The organism is Polyangium fumosum, from assembly GCF_005144585.1.
Taxonomy (GTDB): Bacteria; Myxococcota_A; Polyangia; order Polyangiales; family Polyangiaceae; genus Polyangium; species Polyangium fumosum.
Map to the genome: position 1 here is coordinate 20,883 of NZ_SSMQ01000027.1, position 23,720 is coordinate 44,602.

Below are 23,720 nucleotides of genomic sequence, written 5' to 3' on the forward strand. Positions count from 1 at the left end.
GTCGTCGCGGGGACGCGTCCCGCCGGGTTTGCTCGCCTCGTCACGAAGCGCGTGCTAGGAGCGGCCCCGAAAAATGGCCCGCAAGGATCTCCGCAACATCGCCATCGTGGCCCACGTCGACCACGGTAAGACAACGCTCGTCGATCACATGCTCCGCCAGGCGGGCGCTTTCCGCGACAACGAGGTGGTTGCCGAGCGCGTGATGGACTCGAACGACCTCGAGCGCGAGCGAGGAATCACCATCCTTGCGAAGAACACGAGCGTCCGCTGGAAGGGCGTCAAGATCAACATCGTCGACACCCCGGGACACTCCGACTTCGGCGGCGAGGTCGAGCGCACCCTCATGATGGCCGACGGCGCGCTCCTGCTCGTCGACGCGGCCGAGGGGCCGCTGCCGCAGACGCGCTTCGTGCTCTCGAAGTGCCTGGAGCGCGGCTTCCCGCTCATCGTCGTCATCAACAAGATCGACCGCCAGGACGCGCGGCCGCACGAGGTCCTCTCCGAGGTCTTCGATCTCTTCTGTGATCTCGGCGCGAGCGACGCGCAGACCGATTTCCCCATGGTCTACGCGATCGGCAAGCTCGGCCAGTGCAAGCGCGAGCTCGAGGACGAGCTGACGAACCTCGTGCCGCTCTTCGAGACGGTGCTCGCGCGTGTCCCCGCGCCCGAGGGTGACCCCGAGGAGCCGCTCCAGGTCATCGTCTGCAACACGACGCACGACGACTACGTCGGCAGGCTCGCGGTCGGGCGCATCGTGCGCGGCAGCATCCGGCAGGCCGGCGACGTCGTGGTCCTCGGCGAGAACGGCAAGGTCACGAAGGGCTCGGTGAAGGCGCTCTTCACGTTCGAGGGCCTGAAGCGCGTCAACGCGGACAGCGCGCAGGTGGGCGAGGTCGTGGCCATCGCGGGTCTCGACGTGAACATCGGCGACACGATCGCCGACCCCCAGCGCCCCGAGGCCCTCGAGCGGATCGTCGTCGAGGAGCCGACGATCAAGATGAAGATCGGCGTCAACACCTCGCCGTTCGCGGGCAAGAGCAAGCAGTCGAAGTTCTTGACGAGCCGCCAGCTCAAGGATCGGCTGGAGCGCGAGGCGCGGAAGAACCTGGCGATCCGCGTCGAGCCGACCGACTCGCCCGACACGTTCCTCGTGCTCGGCCGCGGCGAGCTCCAGCTCGCGATCCTCGTCGAGACGATGCGGCGCGAGGGCTACGAGATGCAGCTCTCGAACCCCGAGGTCGTGACGCGCGAGATCGATGGTCAGGCCATGGAGCCCGTCGAGCTCGTCGTGATCGACGTCCCGGAGACGTACGTCGGCATCGTGACCGAGCGTCTCTCGACGCGGCGCGGGCGCATGGTGAAGATGACGAACCCCGGGTTTGGCCGGGCGCGCCTGGAGTTCCAGGTCCCGTCGCGCGGGCTCATCGGCTTCCGCGGCGAGTTCCTCACGTCGACGCGCGGCACGGGCTTGCTCAACACCATGTTCGACGGCTGGACGCCGTGGGGCGGGCCCATGATGCGCAGGCCCACGGGCGCCATCGTGGCGGATCGCATGGGCGTCGCGACGCCCTACGCGCTCCACCACCTGCAGCCGCGCGGCACGTTTTTCATCGTGCCCGGCGTCGAGGTGTACGAGGGCATGATCTGCGGCGAGCACAACCGCCCGAACGATACGGACTGCAACGTCATCAAGGAGAAGAAGCTCTCCAACATCCGCAACCACGGCAAGGACGAGAACGTCTTGCTCGCGAGCCCGAGGCTGCTCACGATCGAGACCGCGATGGAGTGGATCGACGCCGACGAACTCGTCGAGGTCACGCCGGAGGCGGTGCGGGTGCGGAAGAAGGTGCTCGCGGTGAACCTGCGCGATCGGCGTGAAGACGCGATCGAGCAGGCGCAAGCCGTCGAGTAAATCGATCGACCAGGCGGGGCGCCGCGGGTAGACTCCGCGGCCCCTGATGAAGTTCTTTCACGCGGCGGACATCCACCTCGACAGTCCTCTGCGCGGGCTGGATCGATACGAGGGGGCGCCCGCGGACAGACTCCGCGGCGCGACGCGGCGGGCGCTCGAAGCGCTCGTCGAGGCGTGCATCGCCGAGGCCGTCGATTTCCTCCTCATCGCCGGCGACCTCTACGACGGCGACTGGACCGACTACAACACGGGCCTCTTCTTCGTCCGGCAGATGGCGCGCCTTCGCGAGGCCGGCATCCGCGTGTACATCGTCCGCGGCAACCACGACGCGAAGAGCAAGATCCTCCGTTTGCCCGAGGGCGTGCACGAGCTGTCGACGTCCCGCGCGGAGACCGTGCCCCTCGACGACATCGGCGTCGCCGTGCACGGCCGCGGCTACGCGCGCGCCGAGACGACCGAGGATCTCGCGCTGACCTACCCCGCGCCGCGCTCGGACTCCTTCAACATCGGGCTGCTCCACACCGCCGCCGAGGGGCGCGAGGGGCACGCGCCGTATGCGCCGTGCCGCGTCGAGACCCTCGTCCAGAAGGGCTACGACTACTGGGCCCTCGGGCACGTGCACGCGCGCGAGGTCTTGCACGAGAAGCCCTGGATTGTGTTCCCCGGCAATTTGCAGGGCCGCCACGCGCGTGAGACGGGGCCCAAGGGCGCGAGCCTGGTCACGGTCGAGGACGGGCGCGTGAAATCGGTCGAGCACCGCGTCCTCGACGTCGCGCGCTGGGCCGTCTGCCAGGTCGACGCCTCGGCCGCGCGCTCACCCGACGACGTCCTCGAGTTGTGCCGCGCCGCGCTTTCGAACGAGGTCGAGGCCGCCGACGGCCGCGTCGTCTGCGCCCGCATCGTCCTCACCGGCGCGAGCCGCGCGCACGCCGCGCTCGTGCGGGACGTCGGCCACTGGCGCGGGGAGATCCGCGGCCTCGCGAACGACCTCGGCGAGGCGTGGATCGAGAAGGTCGAGCTGCGCACGCGCACGCCGGCCGACCTCGACGCGCTCGCCCAGAACGACAACCCCATCGGCGGGCTCCTGAAGACGCTGCGCTTCCTCCGCGACGACGACGACGCGCTCGACAAGCTCGGCAAGGAGCTCACGGACATCGTCGGCAAGCTCCCGCAGGAGTTCTTCCAGGGCGACGCGGCCGCGAAGATCACCGATCTCTCGGTCCTCCGGCGCATCGTCGACGAGCTGCCGGACTACCTCCTGCCGCAGCTCTCCGGAGAGGGAGACGAGGCTTGAAGATCCTCTCGCTCGAGCTTCTGCGCTGGGGTCCGTTCTCGGATCTCGCGCTCGACTTTTCGTCCCCTGCACGCGCGTTCCACCTCGTCGTCGGCTCGAACGAGGCGGGCAAGAGCACGACGCTGCGCGCCGTCGGCGGCCTGCTCTTCGGCATCCCCGAGCGCACGAGCGACGACCACCGGCACAAGATGTCCGAGCTGCGCATCAGCGGCCGCATCGGCTACGAGGACGGCTCCGAGCTCGCGATCGTCCGGCGCAAGGGCCGCAAGGAGACGCTGCTCGATCCCGCGGGACAACCCCTCGATGAGGCGCTCTTGCGGAAGCTCCTCGGCAGCATCGAGCGGGCGCAGTTCGAGACGATGTTCGGGCTCTCGCACGACGGCCTCGTGAAGGGCGGGCGCGAGCTCGTCGAGGGGCAGGGGGATCTCGGCGAGAGCCTCTTCGGCGCGGGGCTCGGTCAGACGGTCGCCTCGCTCCTGCGCAAGCTCGGGGGGCGCGCGGACGAGATCTACCTGCCGCGCGGCAAGAAGAGGAAGCTCAACGACGCGATCGACAAGTTCAAGGAGGCGAAGAAGCGCGCGCAGGAGCTCTCGCAGTCGGCGCGCGACTTCGAGGACATCAACAAGCAGCTCGGCGATCGCCGCGCCGAGACGTCGCGGATCGCGGCCGAGCTCGTCGATCTCGGTCGCCGCATGCGCCGCCTCCAGCGCGTCAAGCAGGCGCTCCGCCCCCTCGCCGAGCGCGCCGAGGTGCTCGCGGCGCTCGACGTCCGGCGCGACGTCGTGGTCCTGCCCGAGACGGCGGCCGAGGATCGCCGCCGCACGCAGGCCATCATCCACGAAGCCGGCCCCCGGGAGGAAAAACTCCGCGAGGACGTGCGCGAGCTCGAAGGGAAGCTCGCCGTGCTCGCGGTCCCCACGGCGCTCCTGCAAAAGGGCGCGCTCGTGCGGCAGGTGCAGGGCGAGCTCGGGAGCCACAAGAAGGCGAGCATCGACGCGACCCGGCTGCGCGGCGAGCTGCGGCAGGTCGAGGACGAAGCCCGCGGGCTCTGCGCTCGGCTCGGCCGTCGGGACATCTCCGTCGAGGAGGCCGAGGCGTGGCGGCTCTCCGCCGTCGCGAGCACGCGCGTGCGCTCGCTCGTCAAGCAGAAGGTCGAGCTCGACGCGGCCGCGAAGAGCGCGGAGAGCGCGCTCGGCGCCGCCGAGGAGCGGCTCGACGACGAGAAGCGGCGCGGCGCGGCCTTGCCTCCGCCCGCGGACGTGGAGGCGCTCGCGCATGGGCTCGACGTCGCGCGGCGCGAAGGGGACCTCGACAAGCGCATCCAGGAGCGCGCGCGGGCGGCCGAGAGCCTCGGGCAGCGCGTGCAGGCCGGGCGCGCCGCGCTCTCGCTCTTCGACGTGCCGTTCGACAAGATCGGCAACCTGCCCATGCCGGCGCGCGAGACGATCGAGCGCTTCGAACGCGGGCTCGGCGTGAAGGACGAGGAGCTGCGATCGCTCGGGCAGACGCTCGCGGATCGCAAGCGCAAGCTCTCGGCGCTCGAACGGGAGCTCGAGCAGATCCGCCGCGGCGGCGCGGTGCCCACGGAGGCGGACTGGGCCTCGGCGCGGAGCGGTCGGGACGCGGCCTGGATCGAGCTTCGCCGCGCGCTGCTCCCGGCGGAGCACGCGCACGCGCATGGAGCCGCCGACGACATCGCGGCCTTCCGCAGCGCACCTCCGCGCCCCGGCGTCGAGGCGGTGTTCGCCTACGAGGCGAGCGTGCGGCACGCGGACGATCTCGCGGCGAGCCTGTTCCGCGAGGCGGACCGGGTGGCGAAGGTCTCGCAGCGATCCTTGGAGCAGCAAGGGCTCCTCCGGGAGATCGCCGAGCTCGACGCGGAGCGCCAATCCCTCGAAGCCGCGCGGGACGAGCTCGGGCGGCAGTGGCAAGAGCAGTGGAAGGCGAGCTCCCTCGCGCCGCTCTCTCCCGCGGAGATGAAGGGGTTTCTCGGGCAGTACGAGCGGCTCGTCGAGGATCGGCGGCGGTGGGCGGAGGCCGAGGCGTTGCTCGCCGCGGATCGCGCGCTCGCGGCGGATCACGAGGAGACGCTCGGCGCGCTCCTCCGGCCGCTCGGGCTCGCCGTGAGGGGCTTGCCTGCGCTCATGGAGCGGGCGCGCGCCGTCTGCGAGCGGGAAGCGAAGGCGCAGAAGGATCGCGAGGCGCACGAGCGTGATCTCGGGCGCGCGAAGGATCAGGTCGCGCAGTGCAAGGCCCTCTTGGAGCGGCGGCGCGCGGAGCATGCCGCGTGGTCGGCGCAGTGGGCCGAGGCGATGGCGGGGGTGGACCTGCCGGAGGCGACGGGCACGGTCGAGGCGGAGGAGGTGCTCGCGCTCCGGAGCGACCTCGAAAAACGCTGCGCCGACGCGCGGGACCGGCGGCGCCGCATCGAGGGCATCGAGCGGGACGCGCGGCTCTTCGCGGATCGCGTCGTCGAGATCACCCGCGCCGCCGCGACCGACCTCGTGGACGCGCCGATCGAGCACGCGGCGAACCTCGTCGTCGAGCGCTTCCTCGCGGCCGAGAAGGACGAGATTGCGCGGCAAAAGGACGCGCAGAAGCTCGACGAGAAGCGGCGCGAGCTCGAAGACGTGATCCTCCGCCGCAAGGCCGCGGAGAACGAGCTCACCGCCCTCCAGTCGGCCGCGCGTGCGGAAAACCTCGCGGAGCTCGGGGAGGCCGAGGATCGCTCGAAGGAGGTCCGCGCGCTCAAGGCGCGCCTCGCCCCGATCGAGCGCCAGCTCCTCGACCTCGGCGAGGGGCTCGGCATCGAGGCCCTCGTCGCGGAGTGCCAGGGGCTCTCGGGGGACGACGTCGCGACGGAGCTCTCCTCGCTGGACGAGCAGATCCAGGCGAAGAACGACGCCAAGGCCAAGGTCGAGCAGGAGATCGGCAAGCTCGAAGAGCGCCGCGGGCGTGTCGACGGCGGGGACGGCGCCGCGCAGGCCGCGGCCGAGGCGGAGGGCCACCTCGCGTCGATGGGCGTGCTCGTTGAGGAGTATGCGCGGGCGCGGCTCGCGTTTCGTCTGCTCGAAGACGAGATCAAGCATTACCGCGAGCGGCACCAGGGGCCCATCGTGCGGCGGGCTTCGGAGCTCTTCCGGCGGCTCACCCTGGGCTCGTTCCTGGAAATTCGCGGCGACGACGAGGGCGACGAGAGCCGCCCCGTCTTGAAATGCGTCCGCACCTCGGGCGAACGTGTCGGCGTCGAGGGCCTCAGCGACGGCACGCGTGATCAGCTCTTTTTTGCGCTCCGCATGGCGAGCCTGGAGCGCCATTTCGAGCACAACGAACCCATTCCGTTCGTCCTCGACGACATCCTCGTCAATTTCGACGACGCGCGCTCCCGCGCCGCGCTCTCCATCCTCGGCGATCTCTCACAGAAGACGCAGGTCCTCTTTTTCACGCACCACGCGCGTGTCGCCGATCTCGCCCGCGAGGCGGTCCCGCCGTCCCGGCTTTGCTTGCACGACCTCGACACGCTCGGCGGGCGCGCTCGGTTGCGGCCTGCGAGCTAGAACCTCCCCGCGTTCGAATCGCGGTACCATGAACCTCGTCATGGTGACGACCACGCGGCGCCTCTTCGGGGCCTTCTCGTTTCTCGTGTCCCCCCTCGTTCTCGGCTGTGGCGCTGATCCCGATCCCGGTCCCGCGCCCGACGTTCCTCCCATTTCCTGGGAGGACTGCGGGGGCGGCTTCGAATGCGCCACGTTCTCTGTGCCCGTCAATCACGACGCGCCGGACGGAAGGACCTTTTCCCTTCCCCTCGTGCGCCGCCCGGCGGCGGTTCCGTCCTCGCGTATCGGCTCCTTGCTCGTCAATCCCGGCGGCCCCGGCGGATCCGGCGTCGGCTGGGCGCGCGCGGCGCAGATCATCTTGCCGCAGGCCCTCAAGGATCGGTTCGACCTCGTCGGCTTTGATCCACGTGGCCAGGCCGGGAGCACGCCCACGATCGATTGCGTCGACGACCTCGGCCCCCTCATCGGGCTCGATCCGACCCCCGACGACGACGCGGAGCGCGCCGCGTTGCTCGCCGGCGCGGATGCGTTCGCGGCCGCTTGCAAGGCGCGGAGCGGCGATCTGTTGTCCTTCGTCGGGACGAACCACATCGCCCGCGACATGGATCTCCTCCGCGAGGCCCTCGGCGACGAGAAGCTCACCTACATCGGTTTTTCGTATGGAACGTTTCTCGGGGCGGTCTACGCCGAGGCCTTTCCCGAGCGCGTGCGCGCGCTCGTGCTCGACGGCGCGATCGATCCGACAGTCTCCGGGGATGCGTTCATCAAGGGGCAGGCCCTCGGCTTCGAGGGCGAGCTCGAAGCGTTCCTCGCCGATTGCGCGGCGAAGACCTCATGCGCGTTTCATTCGGGCGGCGATCCCTGGGCCGCGTACGACGCCGTGAAGGCCGCGGTCGAGGCCTCTCCGCTGCCTGCGCCGCCGGGCGGCACGCGCACGCTCGGGCCCGGCGAACTCCTCTACGGCGTGTCGCAGCCGCTCTACAACAAATCGCAATGGAAATTCCTCGCCCAGGCGCTCGCGCTCGCGGCCGCGGGGGACGGCTCGGGCCTGCTCGAATTTTCCGACGCGTACGTCGCCCGGAGCGCGGACGGCACGTATGGCACGTCGTTCGAGGTCTATTACGGGGTCACCTCGGTCGACCTCGCATTCCCCGCCGATCCCCAGGTCTATCAAGCCCTGACGACCGAGCTCCAGGTGAAGGCGCCGCGCATCGGCATCTATTTGCCCGCCACGGCGCTGCCCTCCGCGCGCTGGGCGTTTTCGGCCTGGCGCTCGAATGCGCCGATCTCCGCGGACGGCGCGCCGCCGATCCTCGTCGTGGGCTCCACCGGGGATCCGGCGACGCCGTATCCTTGGGCGGTCTCGCTCGCCGCGCAGCTCTCCTCCGGGGTCCTGCTCACGCGCGAAGGACCGGGGCACGTCTCGTTTCTTCGGGGAAATACCTGCATCGACCAGGCGACCACCGATTACCTCGTCGATCTGAAGGTCCCGCCCCAAGGCACGACGTGCAAATGATCAGGGCGCGCCTTCGCAGACTTCATCCACGAGCAGGACGTCGTCGATCGCGTATCCACCCCAGCCCTCCGCGTCGCCGCTTTCGTAGGACCACACGAGCGACGTGTTCGAGCCCGTGACCGTGTTGAGCCGGAACTCCACCTCGGCCCAGCCCGGGGTCGGTTGCGCGCTCGTGGGCCCGGGTCGCACCAGGGTAGACAGCGTCGTTCGCGTGGATCCTTGTTGCACCGCGAGCATCACGGTCGGAGGGGCACCGCGCGCCCCTTCCGGGGTGAAGTCGACCCATTCGTGGAACACGAGCCGCAAATCGAGCGCGCCCGTCGTATCCATGATCGGCGATTCGAGCTCGCCCGAGGTCCCAGGCGGGACACACGCCCCGAGCCCGACCCCCACGACCTTCCCGTCGTCCGTGTCCGTGACGTCGTCGTCCGGGCCCTTGCATACCCCGTCGCCCGGCGCCGCCTGCACGAACCCGCTGTTCGTCCCGGAGACCCACCGCTCCCCCGTCGCTCCCTCGTTCAGCACGCCCGCCGAAAAGGTTTGTCGCAGGTAGACCCGGCCCACGGTCCCGTTGCAGTTCTGATCCACCTCGTCGCAGAGCTCCACGGCGTTCGGGTGGATCGTGGGCGCGTCGTCGTCGCAATCGTTTCCTTCCGCGACCCATACGCCTCCCGCCACGACCGGGGGCTCCGCGCAGCTCCCGGCCGTATCGACGAGGCGCTCCTCCTTGCCAATCCCGTCGCCGTCGCGGTCCAGGAAATAACGCGCGAAGCAGAGCACGTCCGCCCCTTCGCATTTCGTGCGCCCCTGGCAGGACTCCGTGTCCGAGATCGGGATCGTGCAGTCGAGGACGGGAAAATCCTCGTCGGTCTTCCCGTCGCAGTCTTGATCGATTCCGTCGCACTGGTCATCCGACGTTGCGCGCGTGTTCACGTCCGCGCTGTCGTCGTTGCAATCGAGCGTGTTCGTCACGTAGCCGGCCGGGGGCTCCCCGCACCAGGTGCGCGGCTCGTTCTTGTTCCCCTCGCCGTCCTTGTCCGCGTCCAAGTACACCGTCGTCAGCGTGGTGCATTGCTGCGTGTAATCTTCCCCGAGCGAGATGAACGTCTCGCAGCCGAAGAGCCCCACGGCCGCGCCGAACGAGGCGAGCTTGATCCACCTCAAAACACGCCTCGCACGGCCATGAAGCCGCCGCGGACGTCGAGCTCCACGCGCGCCCCGCGCGCGGCCGCGGGCTTTGTGCTCGGCGCGAAGAGCAGCACCGAGACGCCCGCCGCCGCGGCGATCGCCGCCGCGCCGAAGCCCAGGTTCGACGCCGACGCAAACGTCTTCGTCTGCTCGTACGCCCCAAAACCCGCGGGCGTGCACCGCTGCTGCACGCACTCCGTTTCGAGCATCCCACGCCGATCGAGCGTGAGCCCGCCCATCACCACGCCGGTCACCAGCGCGAGCGCCCCGATCGAAAAGAGCCCGCTCGCGGCCACGAGGCTCCACGTCGGCCTCGCAGGCTCGAGCGGCGCGGGCTCGATCGTCCGCTCCACGCCCTTCGCGAAGAGGCCGAGGCGCAGGACGATCGACACGCTCCGCCCCTCGGGCAGCTCCACCTCGCGCGTCGTGCGCGCGCCGCTCCGCGCGAGCGCCTCGACCTCGTGTTTGCCCGGATCGAGTTCGCGCGGCTCGTCCATCGGCCAGAGCTCGCCGTCCACGAACAACGTTACCTCCGCGGGCGGCGGGCCGCGCACGTCGACGGCGAGCGTCGGGATGCGCAGGCGCACAGGGCCGATCTCCGCGGCCGCCGCCTGCCGCGCGCGCAGCAGCGACTCCGACGGCGCTCCCGGCAGCGGCTCGGTCAGCGTCCGCTCGTACAGCGCGCGCGCTTCGAGCAGCTTGCCGCGTTTGTCTTGGCAACGCGCCATGTAAAGCACGAGCTGCGGCGTGTGGAATTGCTCGTCGGCGTCGCGGAAGAGCGGATACGCCTCGACGTACTGGCCCGCGCGGAAGAGCTGCATCGCGCGGCGGCCTTTTTCGAGGGCGACAGCGCGTTTTTCCTCGCGCACCTCTTCCTCGGTGGGCTCCGGGGGCGGCGTGGTCGTCGGCTCGGCCGCCGGCGGTTCGTCCGCGCGGGACGAGGAGGGGAAGACGAGCGCCGCCGAGAGCACGGCTCCGGCGAGGGAGACCCGGCGGCCTCGATTCATCGCGGGGAGGGCGGCGTGGCCGGCTTCGACAGGCCGAGCAGCTCGTCGTCCTCGATCGTCGTCGGGGCCGGCGCTTGCTCGGGTTTGCCGTCCGCGCCCGTCTTCGGGGTCGCGGGTTTGGCAGGGACGACAGGTTTGTCGTTCCGGACCGGCGCTTCGGTGGGCGTTCGTTTCTGCGCGTCCACCTCGGCGAGCGCCTCGGGCGTCACTTTCGGGACGGCCTCGGGCGTGGGCGTGGGCGGCGGCGCGGGCGCCTCGGGCTCGGTCACGGGCGGCGGCAGGGGCAACGTCGGGCTGCCCGGGCCGTCCACGCGCGCCTCCTCGGCCGTCACGGTCGGGCCGAGGAACACCCACCCGAGCGCGCAGAGCGCGAGCGCGCCGATCCCCGCGGCAGCGAACCTCCGTTGCTTGTCTTTTTTCGTGGGGCTCTCGTCGTCCTGCGTCCGGCCCGAGGGCGAGAGCGTGAGCGTGCCCGAACCCTCGGGCGCGGCCATCGTCTCGGCGAGCGCGACGGCGGTGGTCTTCGCGGCGCCGCGCGGCGACGGGCTCGAAAGCTCGGCGGTCGCGTCGAGCGCGGCGCTCGTGTCGGGCTTCGTGACCACGGCGCCCTTCCCCTCGGAGGCGGGCTTCGTGGTGAGCGCTTCGAGGGCTTCGAAGAGCTCACGCGAGCTCTGGAAGCGTTGCGCCGGATCCCGGGCGAGGGCGCGGTCGAAGAAGCGATCGACCTCGGGGCCGAGCGCGGGCGCGAGCGTCGAGGGCTTTGCGATCGGATCGGTGCAGATCGCCACGAGCACCGCGCCGACCTCGTCCTCGATGAACGGCGTCCTGCCCGTGAGCATCTGGTAGAGGATCACGCCGAGCGACCAGAGATCGCTGCGGTGGTCGACCTCCTTGGATTTGCGGATCTGCTCGGGGCTCATGTAGAGCGGCGAGCCGACGAGGTTGCCCGATCGCGTGACGTCGCCCGACTGCGGCGTGCCCGGCGACACGGCCTTCGCGATGCCGAAGTCGAGCAGCTTGATGGTCTCGTCATCGTCTTGACGGGCGAGGAACACGTTGCCGGGCTTGAGGTCGCGGTGGACGAGGCCGAGCTCGTGCGCGCGGCGGAGGGCCTTGCAGATCGGCTGCGTGATGCGGATGGCCTCGGCGAGGTCGAGCTTGCCGCGTTTGTCCAGGCGCGCGGCGAGGTCTTCGCCGCGGAGCAGCTCCATCACGATGTAGGGCGTTTCTCCCTCGACACCGTAGTCGTGCACCTCGACGACGTGCGCGCTCTGGATTTGCGCGGCGGCGCGCGCTTCCCGTTCGAAGCGCGCGCGCGCCGTCTCGGAGGCGGCGAGGGCCGGCTCCATGAACTTCACGGCGACGGCCCGGTCGAGCTTGAGGTGGTGGGCGATCCACACCGCGCCCATGCCGCCCCGTGCGAGCGGGCGCTCGAGGCGGATTTTGCCGGCGATGAGCTGTCCCTCAGCGATGACGGTCACGATGGCCCCAGGATACCACGAGATTGGTTCGTGGATCGCGAGCGTCGTGAGGGGGGAAGGGAAAATGGAGGGAGGGGCGAGAGGCGCGACTCAGTTGCTGTCGTTCGAGGGTTTCGGCGGCGGGAGCTCGCCATCCTCGCGCAGCTTTTCGACGGTCCGGCCCTGGACCTTTTCGCCGATCCATGCGCCTGCGACGGCCATGAGGATGCCGATGACGAACGTGGTCAGAAGGCCGACCAGGGCGCCGCCGAGGGGATAGCTGTACTGCAGGTGCCAGAGGACCGTGTGCATGGCGTTCGGCAGGATCGCCATGAACGTCGCGAGGGCGGGCTCTTTGACCGTCTCCCCGGGGCTGAAGATGCCGATGAGGATGCCGCCGACGAAGTACGAGACGAACGCCACGATGCCGGCGAGGACGAGGCCGCCCTTCTCAGGGCCAAAGCTCGCGACGATCGAGGTCTCGACCCCGCCGAGCAGCAGGAGGCGCATCACGAAGTAGAGCGAGATGATGACGCCGCCGCCGATGATGACCCATTTGTACGACAGCTCTTTGCGTTTGCTCATACAATTTCCGACGCGTGGATGGATGAGTGCGTCGCGGCGCATCATGAGGCCACGAGGCAGGGGGTGTCAACGTCGGGGTGCGTCCGGGGGGGCCCGGCGGGGGGACGCTCGCGAACCCTTTCGGGCTCGCGAGCGCTGTATTGGGCGGGACAGATTAATCGCCGGTCGTCAGCAGGTTGTGCGTGTCGAGATCGGCCTCGTGCACGCCGTAACGACCCGCCGCGATCAGCACCTCGTCGTCGTCGATGACCGGCGCGACGCTGTAGTACCAGTTCTGACCCGGGAAGAATGCCGTGGACGTCGGCATCGCCGGATTGTCCAGGTCTGCCATGAGAACGCCGCTGTTCAGCGAGAAGAAGGCGCGGCGCTCGGCCACGCTGATCAAGCTCGCGCCCGACGGACGCTTCACGTTCGACAGGACCTCGAACGTATTGTTGTTGCCGCTCTTCGGCTTGAGGATGCTGAACCGGTCATTGTGGCTCGTGTAGTAGCTGTAGGGCTCCCACACGAGGTTGTGCGACACGACCGGCCTGCCGCCCTTGTCGATGAACAGCGCGTTCACGGTCCGGTCCGCGAAATGGTGCTTGTTCTCGAGCTCGGCCTTGTTGCCCTGGAGTTTCAGCTTCGAGACGGCCGTCTCGATGATGTCCTGCTGGCCCCAGACGGGATCGCGCGTGAAGATCGTCGAGCCGTCCTTCGAGAGGAGCGTGCCGGGCACGTTGATCGCGGCCCCGACCTTCGGCTGCGCGGGCTTCTTCAGGTCGATCTCCTTCAAGAAGTACTGTGCGTAGGTGCGCGTGTCGCCGGGCGCGGATGCTGGTTTCTTGACGGTGACGTAGATGTCGTCGTCGTGCCCGCTCGCCGTGACGAACTCCTCGTTCTGCCCGGGCGTCAGGTCGATCGGCGCGAGGAGTGTCGGGTGGTTGGGGTTCGAGAGATTCACGAGCTTGAGCTGCGCCTTCGTGCGGAAGAGCGCCGCCTCGTACTCGGTCCCGTAGCAATACGAGTAGCCCTGCTGTGCTGCCTCTACCTGTGACCAATCGGCCGGGACGCAGGTCGTCTCCGCGTTCGCGTGATCGGTGCACTGCGCGAAGCCACCGCTGCAGTACTCGGTCTGGCCGTTGATCGTCCGGCAGTCGCGCGAGCCTGTGAAGTACGTGCAGCCCTCCTGGCCCCTGCAGGACGTCGACCAGTAGTACGTGTACGCATAGCAATATTCCATCGAGACCGGGTCGCTCTGGACGGTGCTTGTCTCGACGAACCCGAGCGACTTCTTCCCGACGACGTTGACGTTGCCGTAATAGTCGCCGTAATAGTAGTAGCCGGACGGCAGCTCCGTCGTGACGAGCTGACCCGCCTTGGCCGGCTTCTTCGGGTTCGAGAGGTCCCAGACCTCGATGGTCGTCTCGAAGGTAGGCCAGGTGGTCCACTTGCCATGGACGGCGACGAGCAGATCGTCCACCTGGTAGTAACTCGCGTTCGCCGGGACCTCGATCGTCGCCACGGGCGTGCCGGTGTCGACGGGCTCGTTGTTCCGGATGATGTCGACCTTCGCCTTCGCGTCCGGAGAGTACCAGTACCAGTAATCTGAGTTGTCCGGGCCGCGCAGGCGCGCGCGATAATTGTCGTAGACCCAGACCTTCGTGTAATCCGGCGCCACGCCGAGCTCACCGACCTTCTGGGGCGCGTCGAGGTTCGATTGATCCCAGATGCGGAGCTGCGTCTCGGAGAGGTTCGCCCCGTTCGTCGCGTCGAGCTTGAACGTGCGACGGACCGCGTCGGGATGGTTCATGATGCCGCGACGCGTGATCGTCGACTCCGAGAACGTGAAGATCTGGACGGCGGACTCGTACGAATAGGAGCCGTTCACGTACTTGTAGCCGGCGAAGGGCAGGAGCACGAGGCCCGTCTCGGTCTCGCCCGTCGGCGCCGTCACGTTCACCGCGTTGTGGAGCACGCTGAACGCGCGGTGATCCCAGTTCGCCTCGGACCAGTTCCAGCCGTGGTCCTCGCCCGCCACCTCTTCGCGCGCGAGCAGCGGGTTCGGGTTCTCGAGGTCCGTGATGTTGTAGAGGCTGACGGCGAGCTTGCGGCCGTTCTGATCGTCGACGCCGATGCCGACGAGGCGCGTGTTGTTGAACGCGGGCCGGAAGAAGTCGTTCCAGCCGGAGACGATGAACTCGCTCTTCTCCTCGGCGTGACCGTTCGCGTCGATCGAGAAGGCGTGGAACGGATCGTAATTCCGGTACGTCACGGCGAACGCCCGATCGTCGAGGAAGACCGCGGCGAAGAGGTTCATGTCCGCGCCGAAGGGCACGGTGTCGATCGGCGTGACGTTGTCGAGGTTCGTCGCGTCGAACGTCTGGAGGTAGCTATGCTGGCCCCAACCCCATTGCGGGCCCGAGAAGATCCGGAGCTGGTCGTTCCGGTAGTCCATGTGGAATTGCGACCGGACGTAGCCGTTCACCGTGACCTCGTCACGCTTGACCATCGTGCCGCTGTTGTCGGAGATGTCGATGACCGCGACGTCGCTCTGGTGCGACGACCACCAGTCCTTCTCGCGCGCCACGAGGAGCACTTCATTCTCCGCGTGGATGGCCGAGACGTAGCCGCCGAGGGGCAGCTCGCTCTTCTCCGTCATGGCCGTCTGGCCGACGTCGAAGCTCTTCACGGTGCTGCCGAGGATCCACTCCCAGTAGCCCTGGTCGTTGATGAACCAGTTGTAGTAGCTCGAGGCGACGAAGAGCGCGTCCTGCGTCGCGCCGTTCGCGTAACGGCTCGTCTGGATGTAGCCCGGCACGGCGTACTGCGAGAGCACCACGGGCTTCGACGGCGTCGAGATGTCGACGAGCATGACCGTGCTGCCCGACTTGCTGTCGACCTCGAGGCTGTTCGGCCTACCCTTGTAGCCGTACCAGTCGTTCATCAAGAGGATCGCGCGCGTCCCGTCGACGTACATCTCGACCGGCGAGCCGCCCACCTGAAGCTGGCCGACGATCTTGGGCTCGGTGACGTCACTGACGTCGATCACCTGCAGACCGCGATACCAGTTGAGGTTCAGGAGGGTGCCATTGTTCATGACACGGAAGATGTCGCCCTCCTCGAGCTCCTGCTCCTCTTCTTCCTCCTCCTCTTCTTCCTCCTCCTCCTCCTCTTCCTCTTCGCCCCAGGTGAACTGGTAGTTCGGCCGATCGGCCGAGAGGAACGAGGTCGGTCCCTTTGCGGCCTCCTTGCTCTCGGCCGGATTCTCTTCCCCGTCACCCGTATTCGTGGCGCATCCCTGCCCAGCCACGAACAAGAGCGCGGTCAAGAGACCCGTCGTTCGTGCCGTGGGACCACGATTCAAAAAGCTGCGCATCGATTCGCTCCCTTCGTCCTTCACACAAGATGAAGGAATAAAAGTCTTCCTACCTAACCGATGCATCCGGGGGGTGTCAAGGCGCCCACGTGTCATGCTTGCAAGCGCTGATGTGCATACATGTCGCACAGGGATGCCGTGCGCTGCGTCAATGGCAAAATACCGCCGGTTCGTACGAGCACGATACACCGATGCGTCCGGCGGCGGCTCCGTCCCCGGGGGACGTGGGAGCGCCTGCGACGAATTCGTGCTGCCTTGCGCAGGTCCGTGATCCTTGGTAAGGGTCGGAGTTCCCTTCAGGACCATTCCATGCGGCAAAAAAGCCCCATTTCGATCGCCTGGTTTTCGGCGCTTGCCTCCGCGGCGGCCCTGTCATGGTTCGGCCTAGCGGGCTGCCAGCGCGACGGCGCGAAGGGGAGCGAGGCGTCGCCGGCCCCGAGCGGCGCGGCGAGCGCGGCGCCGGCGTCCGACAAGAAGAAGGCGCGCGCCCGTGGGCCGGACCTGCATGACGATCGCTTCGACGCGAAGATCGCCGAGAACCTGCCGAAGGTGCCGGACCCGAAGATCATCGGCCCCGATAACCCCGGCGCGCCCCTCGACAACCAGGTCTTTCGGGATCGCGTGCTCGGCTTCGCGAGAAAGATCGCGGCGATTGAAAAGGAAGGGGAGAGCGTCGCGTGTGACATCCCCGTGACGTCCTCGAAACAATTTCGCGCGGTCGTGTGGGGGTATCGCGAAGGCGTGCAGGTGGCGCGCGGGGAATCCTCGGATGCGTCGCTCTGCGTGGCGCTCAAGGAAGCCACGCGGCGCGCCGTGGCGGCGGGCGGCGGGACGAAAGACGCGCTCGGCACGACGCGGCTCGCCATCGAGCTGCCGGACCACGGCATGTCGATCCTCGAACACGGGGACAAGGGGCTCGAGCTCGATCACGGCCTCGTCCCGCTCCGATCGTTCGACAAAGCGCTGCTCACGAAGCGCATCGACGAGGGGCAGGCGTATCTCCTGCGCGTGCTCGACGCCGAGCACAAGGGGGCGCACAAGTACTATTACGCCCCGGCCGACACCTTCGAGCCCGAGCTCCACACCATTTACACGGCCTCGACGGGCTTCACGCTGCTCAAGCTCCACGCGATGAAGAAGGACAAGGGCCTGCTCGACCAGACGAAGAAAGCGGCCGAATTCCTCCTTTCGATGCAGAGCCGCGACGAGCGCGACCACACCGCGGGCGGGTTCTTCTACACGCTCGACCTCAAGCGCGGCAAACCCGAGCGAAAGCTGGTCGTCGGCACGGCATCGAAGACGGTCTTCACGTTGCTCGAGCTGCACGCGCTGACGAAGGAAACGAAGTACATGGATGCCGCGCGCAAAGCCGGGGATTGGCTCATTTCGATGCAGCTCCCCACGGGCGCGGTGCGCGCGTCGTTGAGCCAGCACGAGGGCGGGCCCTGGTCCGTGCAGGCGAAGGAGTCGACGCTTTATACCGGGCAGGTCCTCTCGGCGCTCTCGCGCTTGCACCGCGCGACGAAGGACACGAAGTACCTCGACGCCGCCGCGACGACGGCGATGTTCCTCGCGCAGAAGGTCGAAAAGAACGGCTGCTACGTCGGCGACGAGTACCGCAAGCCGAACCCGATCTCGAGCTCGTGGCTCGTCCTCTCGCTGCTCGATTTCGCCAAGTCCACCGGCGACAAACGCATCGAGGACCTGGTCTTCCGTTGCTCGCGTGATCTGCTCGGGCGGCAGTGGAAGCGGCCCGAGGACGCCTACCGGCACGGGCGCTGGAAGGGCTCGCTTTCGAGCAGCGGCACGGGCTGGCTCGCCGAGGTCATGAGCGAGGTGTTCATGTTCTGCCGGGACAAGGGCAAGGAGAACTGCGACGGCTACAAGGACGCCGTGGTCGCCGCCGTCCGGCAGATCATGCAATACACCTACGGCCCCGAGAACGATTTCGTGGTGAAGAACCCGAAGGCCGCCGCGGGCGGCGTGTTCTGGAGCGTGCGGGAACGGTACGTCCGGACAGACTCGGTTTGTCACGCGATGAACGCGTACATCAACATCCTGCCGTTCCTCGCGGACGGCGCGCTGCTCGAGCTGCCCGAGATGCCGCTCTCGCAGCGGCTCGCCTTCGACGCCGATGCCGACGACAAGAACGCCGAAGCCGAGGATCGGGCCGGCGGCGGCGAGGGCGAGGCCGAGGACGAGGCGCCGATGTCCCGCGCCGAGGACCCGAACGAAGAGGGCGTGAGGAAAGGCCCGCGCCGGGGGCCGCTGAACGGAAAGCCGGAGGAAGGGCCGAGGCCACGTTTGCCCAAGGGGCTCCGGCCCCCGGGCCCCCGGGGCCCGAGGCCGCCGGGGCCGCCGCCGGAAATGCAGCAATAATCAGAAAATCTCGGGGCAATACGGGTGGCGCGGGGCGACGAACATCCGATCGGCGCGTTCGAGCGCGCCTTCGGTCCTGGCCTCGACGCCGCCGACCTCCGCGAGGCGGGAGAACGAAAATCCCCCGAGGTACGCCGAGCCGAGCGCTGCGGCCGAGACCCGCAAATCACAAGGCTCCTCGGTCCGCGCCGCGCGCGAGGTGCCCGCGTCGAGCCGATATCGACCCGTGTTCCACGGGCAGAAGGGATCGTCGACCTCGATCACGATCGTGCCCTCCGCGCCATACCTGCGCGCCGCGAGCGCCGCGGGTACGTCCACGAGGCGGACCCACACCGAGTCGTACGTGCGGTAATGCATCCGCCGCGGCTCGGCGAGCAAGAGGAAGAGCGGGTGATCCGGGGGCAAACACGTGGCGTTGATCCGCGTCGCGAGGTCGATGTCGCAGAGGTACCGCCACACGGCGCGCGTGCCCGCGGGCGTCGCGCCCATCGCCTCCTGCACCGTCACGACCGTGGTCGGGATCTGCGGCTCCACGTGTTCGAGGCGGACGCGATAAAGCGCATATCCCTCGTCGCGGCCGTCGATCTGAAACACCACGCGCTGCAGCGGCCCCGATCCGGCCCGCATCGACTCCGCGTCGAGCAGCCTCCGCGTGCTCCACCACATGGGCGAGCGCGAGGGCATGCACGGCGCGGCGCGGCGCGCGCGCTCGTAGATCGGCGGGATCCGCTCGTGCGCCTCTTCCTCGGTCACGAAGCGCGCCTCGAAAGGAACGGGCGAGCCCACGAATGCGGAGCGATCACGCTCGATCGACACGTCGCCCGCGAAGGCCGCGAGTCCATACCCGAAACGGCCGTAGATCGACGCCTCGGTCGCCCATAACGCCGCGAGGGGCTGCCCGCGCTCCCGCGCGTCCGCGAACTGCCGCTCGATGAGCTTGCGCAGGATGCCTTGCCTCCGGTGCGTCGGGATCACCGAAACCATCGTCAGGCCCGAGGTCGGGACCGTACCGCCGCCCGGCGTGGTGAAGTCGAAGGCGAACGCCCCGGCGCTGCCGACGATCGTGCTCCCGTCATAGGCCCCGATCCGCGTGACGAGCTCCGTCAGTTTTCGGGATCGTTCCGTGCGCTCCGGGGAGGGCGCGAGACCAAAAGCAGTCCGGATGGGGTGGGCAAACTCGTCCGCATGCTCGGGGCTGAGGAGGCGAATCTCGATGGACATGGCGCGACGAACCCTATCACCGTCCGCCCGCGACCGCGCGCCCGGTCCGTGCTCCGCGCGGCGTACGGGCGCGCGGCGGAGGCGTGTCGGCGCGCTTCTCGGTGGACGATCGGTGACGTCCCCGATGGCACGGCCCTCGCAGACATCGATTGGACCACCGAATCCCGGGGGAAATGATGGCCGAACGGTTCACCTTGCCCGTCCTCCCGCTGCGCGACACCGTGCTGTTTCCCGGTCTCGCGACGCCGATCACCGCAGGAAGGCTGAAGACCCTGCGAGCGGTCGAGATAGCGCTGCGCGCCGACGGGGAGGACAAGCGCGTCTTCGCCGTCGCCCAGCGTGACACCTCCGAGGAGCCGACGGAGAGCAGTCTGTTCGCGGTCGGCGTGATCGGGCGGATCGCCCAGGTCCAGCGGCTGGGGACGGGGCTCTCGCTCGTCTTGCAGTGCGAGCGCCGTGCCACGGCGCTGCGTTATGTCACCGAGGACGGGATCCTGCGCGCCGCTTGTGTGGAGCTCGCGGATCTGCCTCGGCGCCCGGGCGAGGAGGCGGTCGTGCTCGCGCTCGCCCGTGAGGTGCGCGAGCGGGCGATCGAGTACGGCAAGCGCCGCGGGGCGCCGAAAGAGGCGCTCGAGCAGTTCCTCGGCGGCGTGGAGGACCCGAGCGCGCTCGCGAATCACGTCGCGTTTTACCTCGACCTCCCGGTGGCCGAGAAACAAGGGCTTTTGGAGACGCTCCGGACCGTCGAGCGGCTGCGCGCGCTCACCGTGCATTTGCACCGGCAGATCGGGATCGCCGAGACGCAGGAGAAAATCCGGACGACGGTGCAGGAGGAGCTCGGCGAGCGGCAGCGCGAGCTTTACCTGCGCGAGCAGCTCAAGGCGATCCAGAAAGAGCTCGGCGAGGAGGACGAGGCGGGCATCGCGGATCGGCTGGAGAAGAAGATCGACGCGGCGGACCTGCCGATCGAGGTGCGCGAGGAGGTGCGCCGCGAGCTCGGGCGGCTGCGGCGGATGAGCCGCGAGACCTCGCCCGAGGCGCAGGTCGTGACGAGCTGGCTCGAATGGGTCGGCGATTTGCCGTGGAGTCGGCGGACGGACGACCACGTCGATCTCGAAATGGCGCGACGGATCCTCGACGAGGACCATTACGGCCTCGGCGACGTGAAGGACCGGGTGCTCGAGCTGCTCAGCGTGATCAAATTGCGCCTGAAGGGACAGATCTCGGCGCCCGAGCGGGCGCAGCGGGCCGCGCGCGGGCCGATCCTGCTCTTCCTCGGGCCGCCCGGCACGGGAAAGACGAGCATCGCGGAGAGCATTGCGCGGGCGATGGGGCGCAAATACATCCGCGTCTCGCTCGGCGGCGCGCGCGACGAGGCCGACATTCGCGGGCACCGGCGCACGTACGTCGGCGCGATGCCGGGCCGCATCCTCCAGGGCATGCGGCGCGTGGGCTCGAAAAACCCCGTCTTCACACTGGACGAGATCGACAAACTCGGCGTCTCGTACCAGGGTGATCCGGCGGCGGCGCTTCTCGAGGTGCTCGATCCGGCGCAAAACGTGACGTTCGTCGACCATTACCTGGGTTTGCCCTTCGATCTCTCGGAGGTGCTCTTCGTGTGCACCGCGAACCTGCGCGAGGGCATCCCCGCGCCGCTGCTCGATCGCATGGAGACGATCACGTTCCCCGGATACACGGAGATCGAAAAGCTCGAGATCGCTCGTCGATACCTCTTGCCGCGGCAGCAGCGCGAGTGCGCGCTCGAAGAGGAGCAGCTCGTGGTGTCGGACGTGGCGCTGCTCGACATCATCACGAGCTACACGCACGAGGCGGGCGTGCGGCAGCTCGAACGGGCCATCGGCTCCCTGGCGCGGAAAGCGGCCCATCGGATTGCGACGGGCGCGGCGCAGCGGGTGCGGGTCGACACGGTGGCGGACGTCCGCGCGCTCCTCCGGCGCCCGCGGATGCGGCCCACGACCGCGCTCGATCGAGACGAGCTCGGCGTCGCCACGGGCATGTATTACACGCAGGAGGGGGGCGACATCATGCACGTCGAGGCGAGCATCGTGCCCGGCAAGGGCGAGCTCGTGCTGACGGGGCAGCTCGGCGACGTCATGAAAGAGAGCGGGCGCGCGGCGCTCACGTATGCGCGCGAGCACGGCGCGGCGCTCGGCGTGCCGCGCGAGCGGCTGGAGGGGCGGGACATCCACGTCCACGTGCCCGCCGGCGCGATTCCAAAGGACGGGCCGAGCGCGGGCGTGACGATGGCGACGGCGATCGTGTCGGCGCTCTCGGGCAAACGGGTCCGGCGGGACGTCGCGATGACCGGGGAAATCACGCTGCGCGGGCGGGTCTTGCCGATCGGCGGCGTGAAGGAAAAGGTGCTCGGCGCGCACCGGGCGGGCATTCCCGAGATCATCCTGCCGCGGGACAACGAGGCCGAGCTCGAAGATCTCCCGGAGGAGGTGCTGCGGTCGCTGCATTTCCACTTCGTCGAGACGCTCGACGAGGTGCTCGCGATTGCGCTGCGCGCGGCGCCTGCGGCGGCCTGGCCGGTGGAGGTGGAGACGCCGCGGGCGGCGTGATTCTCACTCGTGCTCGTTCGACACGAAGACCTGCGTGGAGAAGCGGAACTGACCCGTGGGGGCTTCGCGCGTGCCGGTCAGGGTCAAGATGCTCGTGGACGCGTCGCCGTCGAGGTCGCCCACGGCGGCGATCTCGACGCCCGTGGTGCCGGGGTCGGGCCCGCCGAGGGGCGGTCCGAGATAGGCCTGACCCACGGAATACCGATACTGGTAATACGTGGGGTCATCGAGGCCGAAGCGGACGCAGCGCCAGCAACACTGGTCGAAGTCCTTGCCGTTCAAGTTCTCGGGCTGGTATTTCCGGGCCGCGGGGACGCTCTGCGGCGTGACGCAGAGCATGGTGCCGCCGCATTCGGGGCACCAGGTCGTGAGGCTCGACTCCGAGAGGCCGCCGAGGGGGAGGACCTCGCTCTTCACCGAGCGTTCGGTGAGCATCGCAATGGCACGTGCAATGGCGCCGATGGTCTGCTTGGCCTCGCCGACCTTCGCCGCGGCGAGATAACGCCGCACGCCGAAGATGGCGAGGGATGCCAGGACGCCGACGATGGCGACCACGATCATCAGCTCGACCAGGGTGAAGCCTCGCCCTTCCCTCCGCCGCTTCATGTTCTTCGCTCCCCTGGGGAGCGCGCGACAAGCACGTGACGTGCCATGCACGCATCGCTCTGGATCCTGGGCTTCGATGCCAAAATGCGGAGCGGAGGGCCGGCGTATGCCGGGATGCGTCAAGGTTCCGGTGACGAAAATCGTCACTCCGTGGTCGCGGGGGTGCCCTTTTCCGTCAGGGGGAAAGGGTCATTTCGGATCGGTCGCGATACACTCGCCTTCGCCGCGGAAATGCCCCACGGTGCGGGACAGGTCCGTGACGAACGCGCCGAGGTCGTTCACGTCGACCGCGCCCGTGCCATAGGCGCCGTCGGCGGGATCGATGTCCACGAGTTTTTTTGCGGTGAGCTCGGCGAGCGTGATTTCGCCGTCGTTGTCCGTGTCGGCCGAGGCGAGGGCGTTGAAGCGCAGCTTCGCGTTCGGCGATTGCAGGTCGTCGTAGAACAGGTGATCGCCGTGGATCGTGATCTCGACGTTGTCGGTGCCGCCGTTCGTGACGAGGACCCCGTGCGTCTCGCGGCCGTCCTTCTCGCCCTTGCATTCGGCGTACATCGTGGGCACGCCGAAGCCCCAGCGGAACGTCTTTTTCACGGCGCCCTGCGTGGCCTCGCCCTCGGCCCAGATGGCGTATTTGCCTTGCTTCATCGCGTCGAGGTCGGCCGCGGTCGCGCCGTCGCCGAGCTCGGTATCGCCCGCCGCGGGGCGAATCTCGAAGCTCACCTTCGTCCAGGGCTTGGGCTCGAGATTCGCGAACGTGGCGAGCGGCTTGACCCCCGGGGCTACGTGATCGACGAGCTTCGTGGTGGTGACCTCGAGGCCAGGAGCGTTGGAATCGTCGGCGATGCGCACGCCGCCGAGGACGACGAGAAACTTCGAGAATTTGATCGCCCAGCCGTCTTCGAATGCGGACGCGGGGATCTCCTCCTCGATGTACCCCTCGCCCCAGGTCGTGAACACCACGTCCCCCGTGCCCGCGGTCTCGTCGGCGCCGCAGCCGGCGAGGAGCGCGGCGGCGAGGCAAAGGTGCGTGATGCCAAACAGAGTCTTCATGT

The 23,720-nt window shown here is 68.6% G+C and carries 14 protein-coding genes; 6 read left to right on the forward strand and 8 right to left on the reverse strand.

Annotated elements, in window-relative coordinates; genetic code table 11:
- The first annotated feature begins 73 nt into the window (after positions 1–73).
- From typA to E8A74_RS24635, 4 genes are read left to right on the forward strand one after another with little or no spacing between them, the layout of a single operon-like run.
- Positions 74–1,912, forward strand: a complete 1,839-nt coding sequence (gene typA / locus E8A74_RS24620) for a translational GTPase TypA (protein ID WP_136931508.1) — start codon at positions 74–76, stop codon at positions 1,910–1,912.
- A 46-nt stretch (positions 1,913–1,958) separates the two neighbouring features.
- The gene (locus E8A74_RS24625; protein ID WP_136931509.1) at positions 1,959–3,206 is read left to right on the forward strand and encodes a metallophosphoesterase family protein; all 1,248 of its coding nucleotides are present in this window, start codon (positions 1,959–1,961) and stop codon (positions 3,204–3,206) included.
- Complete coding sequence (locus tag E8A74_RS24630) at positions 3,203–6,763, forward strand: ATP-binding protein (protein WP_136931510.1); 3,561 nt, start codon at positions 3,203–3,205, stop codon at positions 6,761–6,763. Before E8A74_RS24625 ends, E8A74_RS24630 begins: the two co-directional genes overlap by 4 nt.
- Before the next feature lie 28 nt (positions 6,764–6,791).
- Positions 6,792–8,279, forward strand: a complete 1,488-nt coding sequence (locus E8A74_RS24635) for an alpha/beta hydrolase (RefSeq protein ID WP_136931511.1) — start codon at positions 6,792–6,794, stop codon at positions 8,277–8,279.
- On the opposite strand, the gene E8A74_RS24640 is transcribed toward E8A74_RS24635, so the two are convergent.
- The 5 genes from E8A74_RS24640 to E8A74_RS24660 all read right to left on the reverse strand — a co-directional run bounded on the left by E8A74_RS24640 (position 8,280) and on the right by E8A74_RS24660 (position 15,877).
- Complete coding sequence (locus tag E8A74_RS24640) at positions 8,280–9,443, reverse strand: putative metal-binding motif-containing protein (RefSeq protein WP_136931512.1); 1,164 nt, start codon at positions 9,441–9,443, stop codon at positions 8,280–8,282.
- On the reverse strand, positions 9,440–10,474 hold the full coding sequence (locus tag E8A74_RS24645; RefSeq protein ID WP_136931513.1) for an outer membrane protein assembly factor BamD: 1,035 nt from the start codon (positions 10,472–10,474) through the stop codon (positions 9,440–9,442). Before E8A74_RS24645 ends, E8A74_RS24640 begins: the two co-directional genes overlap by 4 nt.
- Entirely contained in the window at positions 10,471–11,955 is a 1,485-nt protein-coding gene (locus E8A74_RS24650) for a serine/threonine-protein kinase (protein WP_136931514.1), read from the reverse strand. The genes E8A74_RS24645 and E8A74_RS24650 overlap by 4 nt, the downstream gene beginning before the upstream one ends.
- 90 nt (positions 11,956–12,045) lie before the next feature.
- Positions 12,046–12,519 carry a hypothetical protein gene (locus E8A74_RS24655; protein WP_136931515.1) on the reverse strand — a complete coding sequence of 158 codons (474 nt, stop codon included), beginning with the start codon at positions 12,517–12,519 and terminating at the stop codon, positions 12,046–12,048.
- A gap of 154 nt (positions 12,520–12,673) precedes the next feature.
- A complete protein-coding gene (locus E8A74_RS24660; RefSeq protein ID WP_211365439.1) occupies positions 12,674–15,877 on the reverse strand; it encodes a beta-propeller domain-containing protein in 3,204 nt (1,067 codons plus the stop codon).
- Positions 15,878–16,186: 309 nt separating this feature from the next.
- Here E8A74_RS24660 and E8A74_RS24665 point away from each other — a divergent pair, with 309 nt between their 5' ends.
- Positions 16,187–18,256, forward strand: a complete 2,070-nt coding sequence (locus tag E8A74_RS24665) for a glycoside hydrolase family protein (protein ID WP_136931517.1) — start codon at positions 16,187–16,189, stop codon at positions 18,254–18,256.
- Here the strand turns inward: E8A74_RS24665 and E8A74_RS24670 are convergent, their stop codons facing one another.
- Positions 18,257–19,477, reverse strand: a complete 1,221-nt coding sequence (locus tag E8A74_RS24670; protein WP_136931518.1) for a GNAT family N-acetyltransferase — start codon at positions 19,475–19,477, stop codon at positions 18,257–18,259.
- 173 nt (positions 19,478–19,650) lie between these two features.
- On the opposite strand from E8A74_RS24670, the gene lon reads away from it, so the two are divergent.
- Positions 19,651–22,062 (forward strand): endopeptidase La, encoded by a 2,412-nt coding sequence (lon, locus tag E8A74_RS24675; RefSeq protein WP_232379728.1) that lies wholly within the window; start codon positions 19,651–19,653, stop codon positions 22,060–22,062.
- A 3-nt stretch (positions 22,063–22,065) separates the two neighbouring features.
- Here the strand turns inward: lon and E8A74_RS55600 are convergent, their stop codons facing one another.
- Entirely contained in the window at positions 22,066–22,668 is a 603-nt protein-coding gene (locus E8A74_RS55600) for a pilin (protein WP_136931519.1), read from the reverse strand.
- 189 nt (positions 22,669–22,857) lie between these two features.
- A complete protein-coding gene (locus E8A74_RS24685; RefSeq protein ID WP_211365440.1) occupies positions 22,858–23,718 on the reverse strand; it encodes a hypothetical protein in 861 nt (286 codons plus the stop codon).
- Positions 23,719–23,720 lie beyond the last annotated feature (2 nt).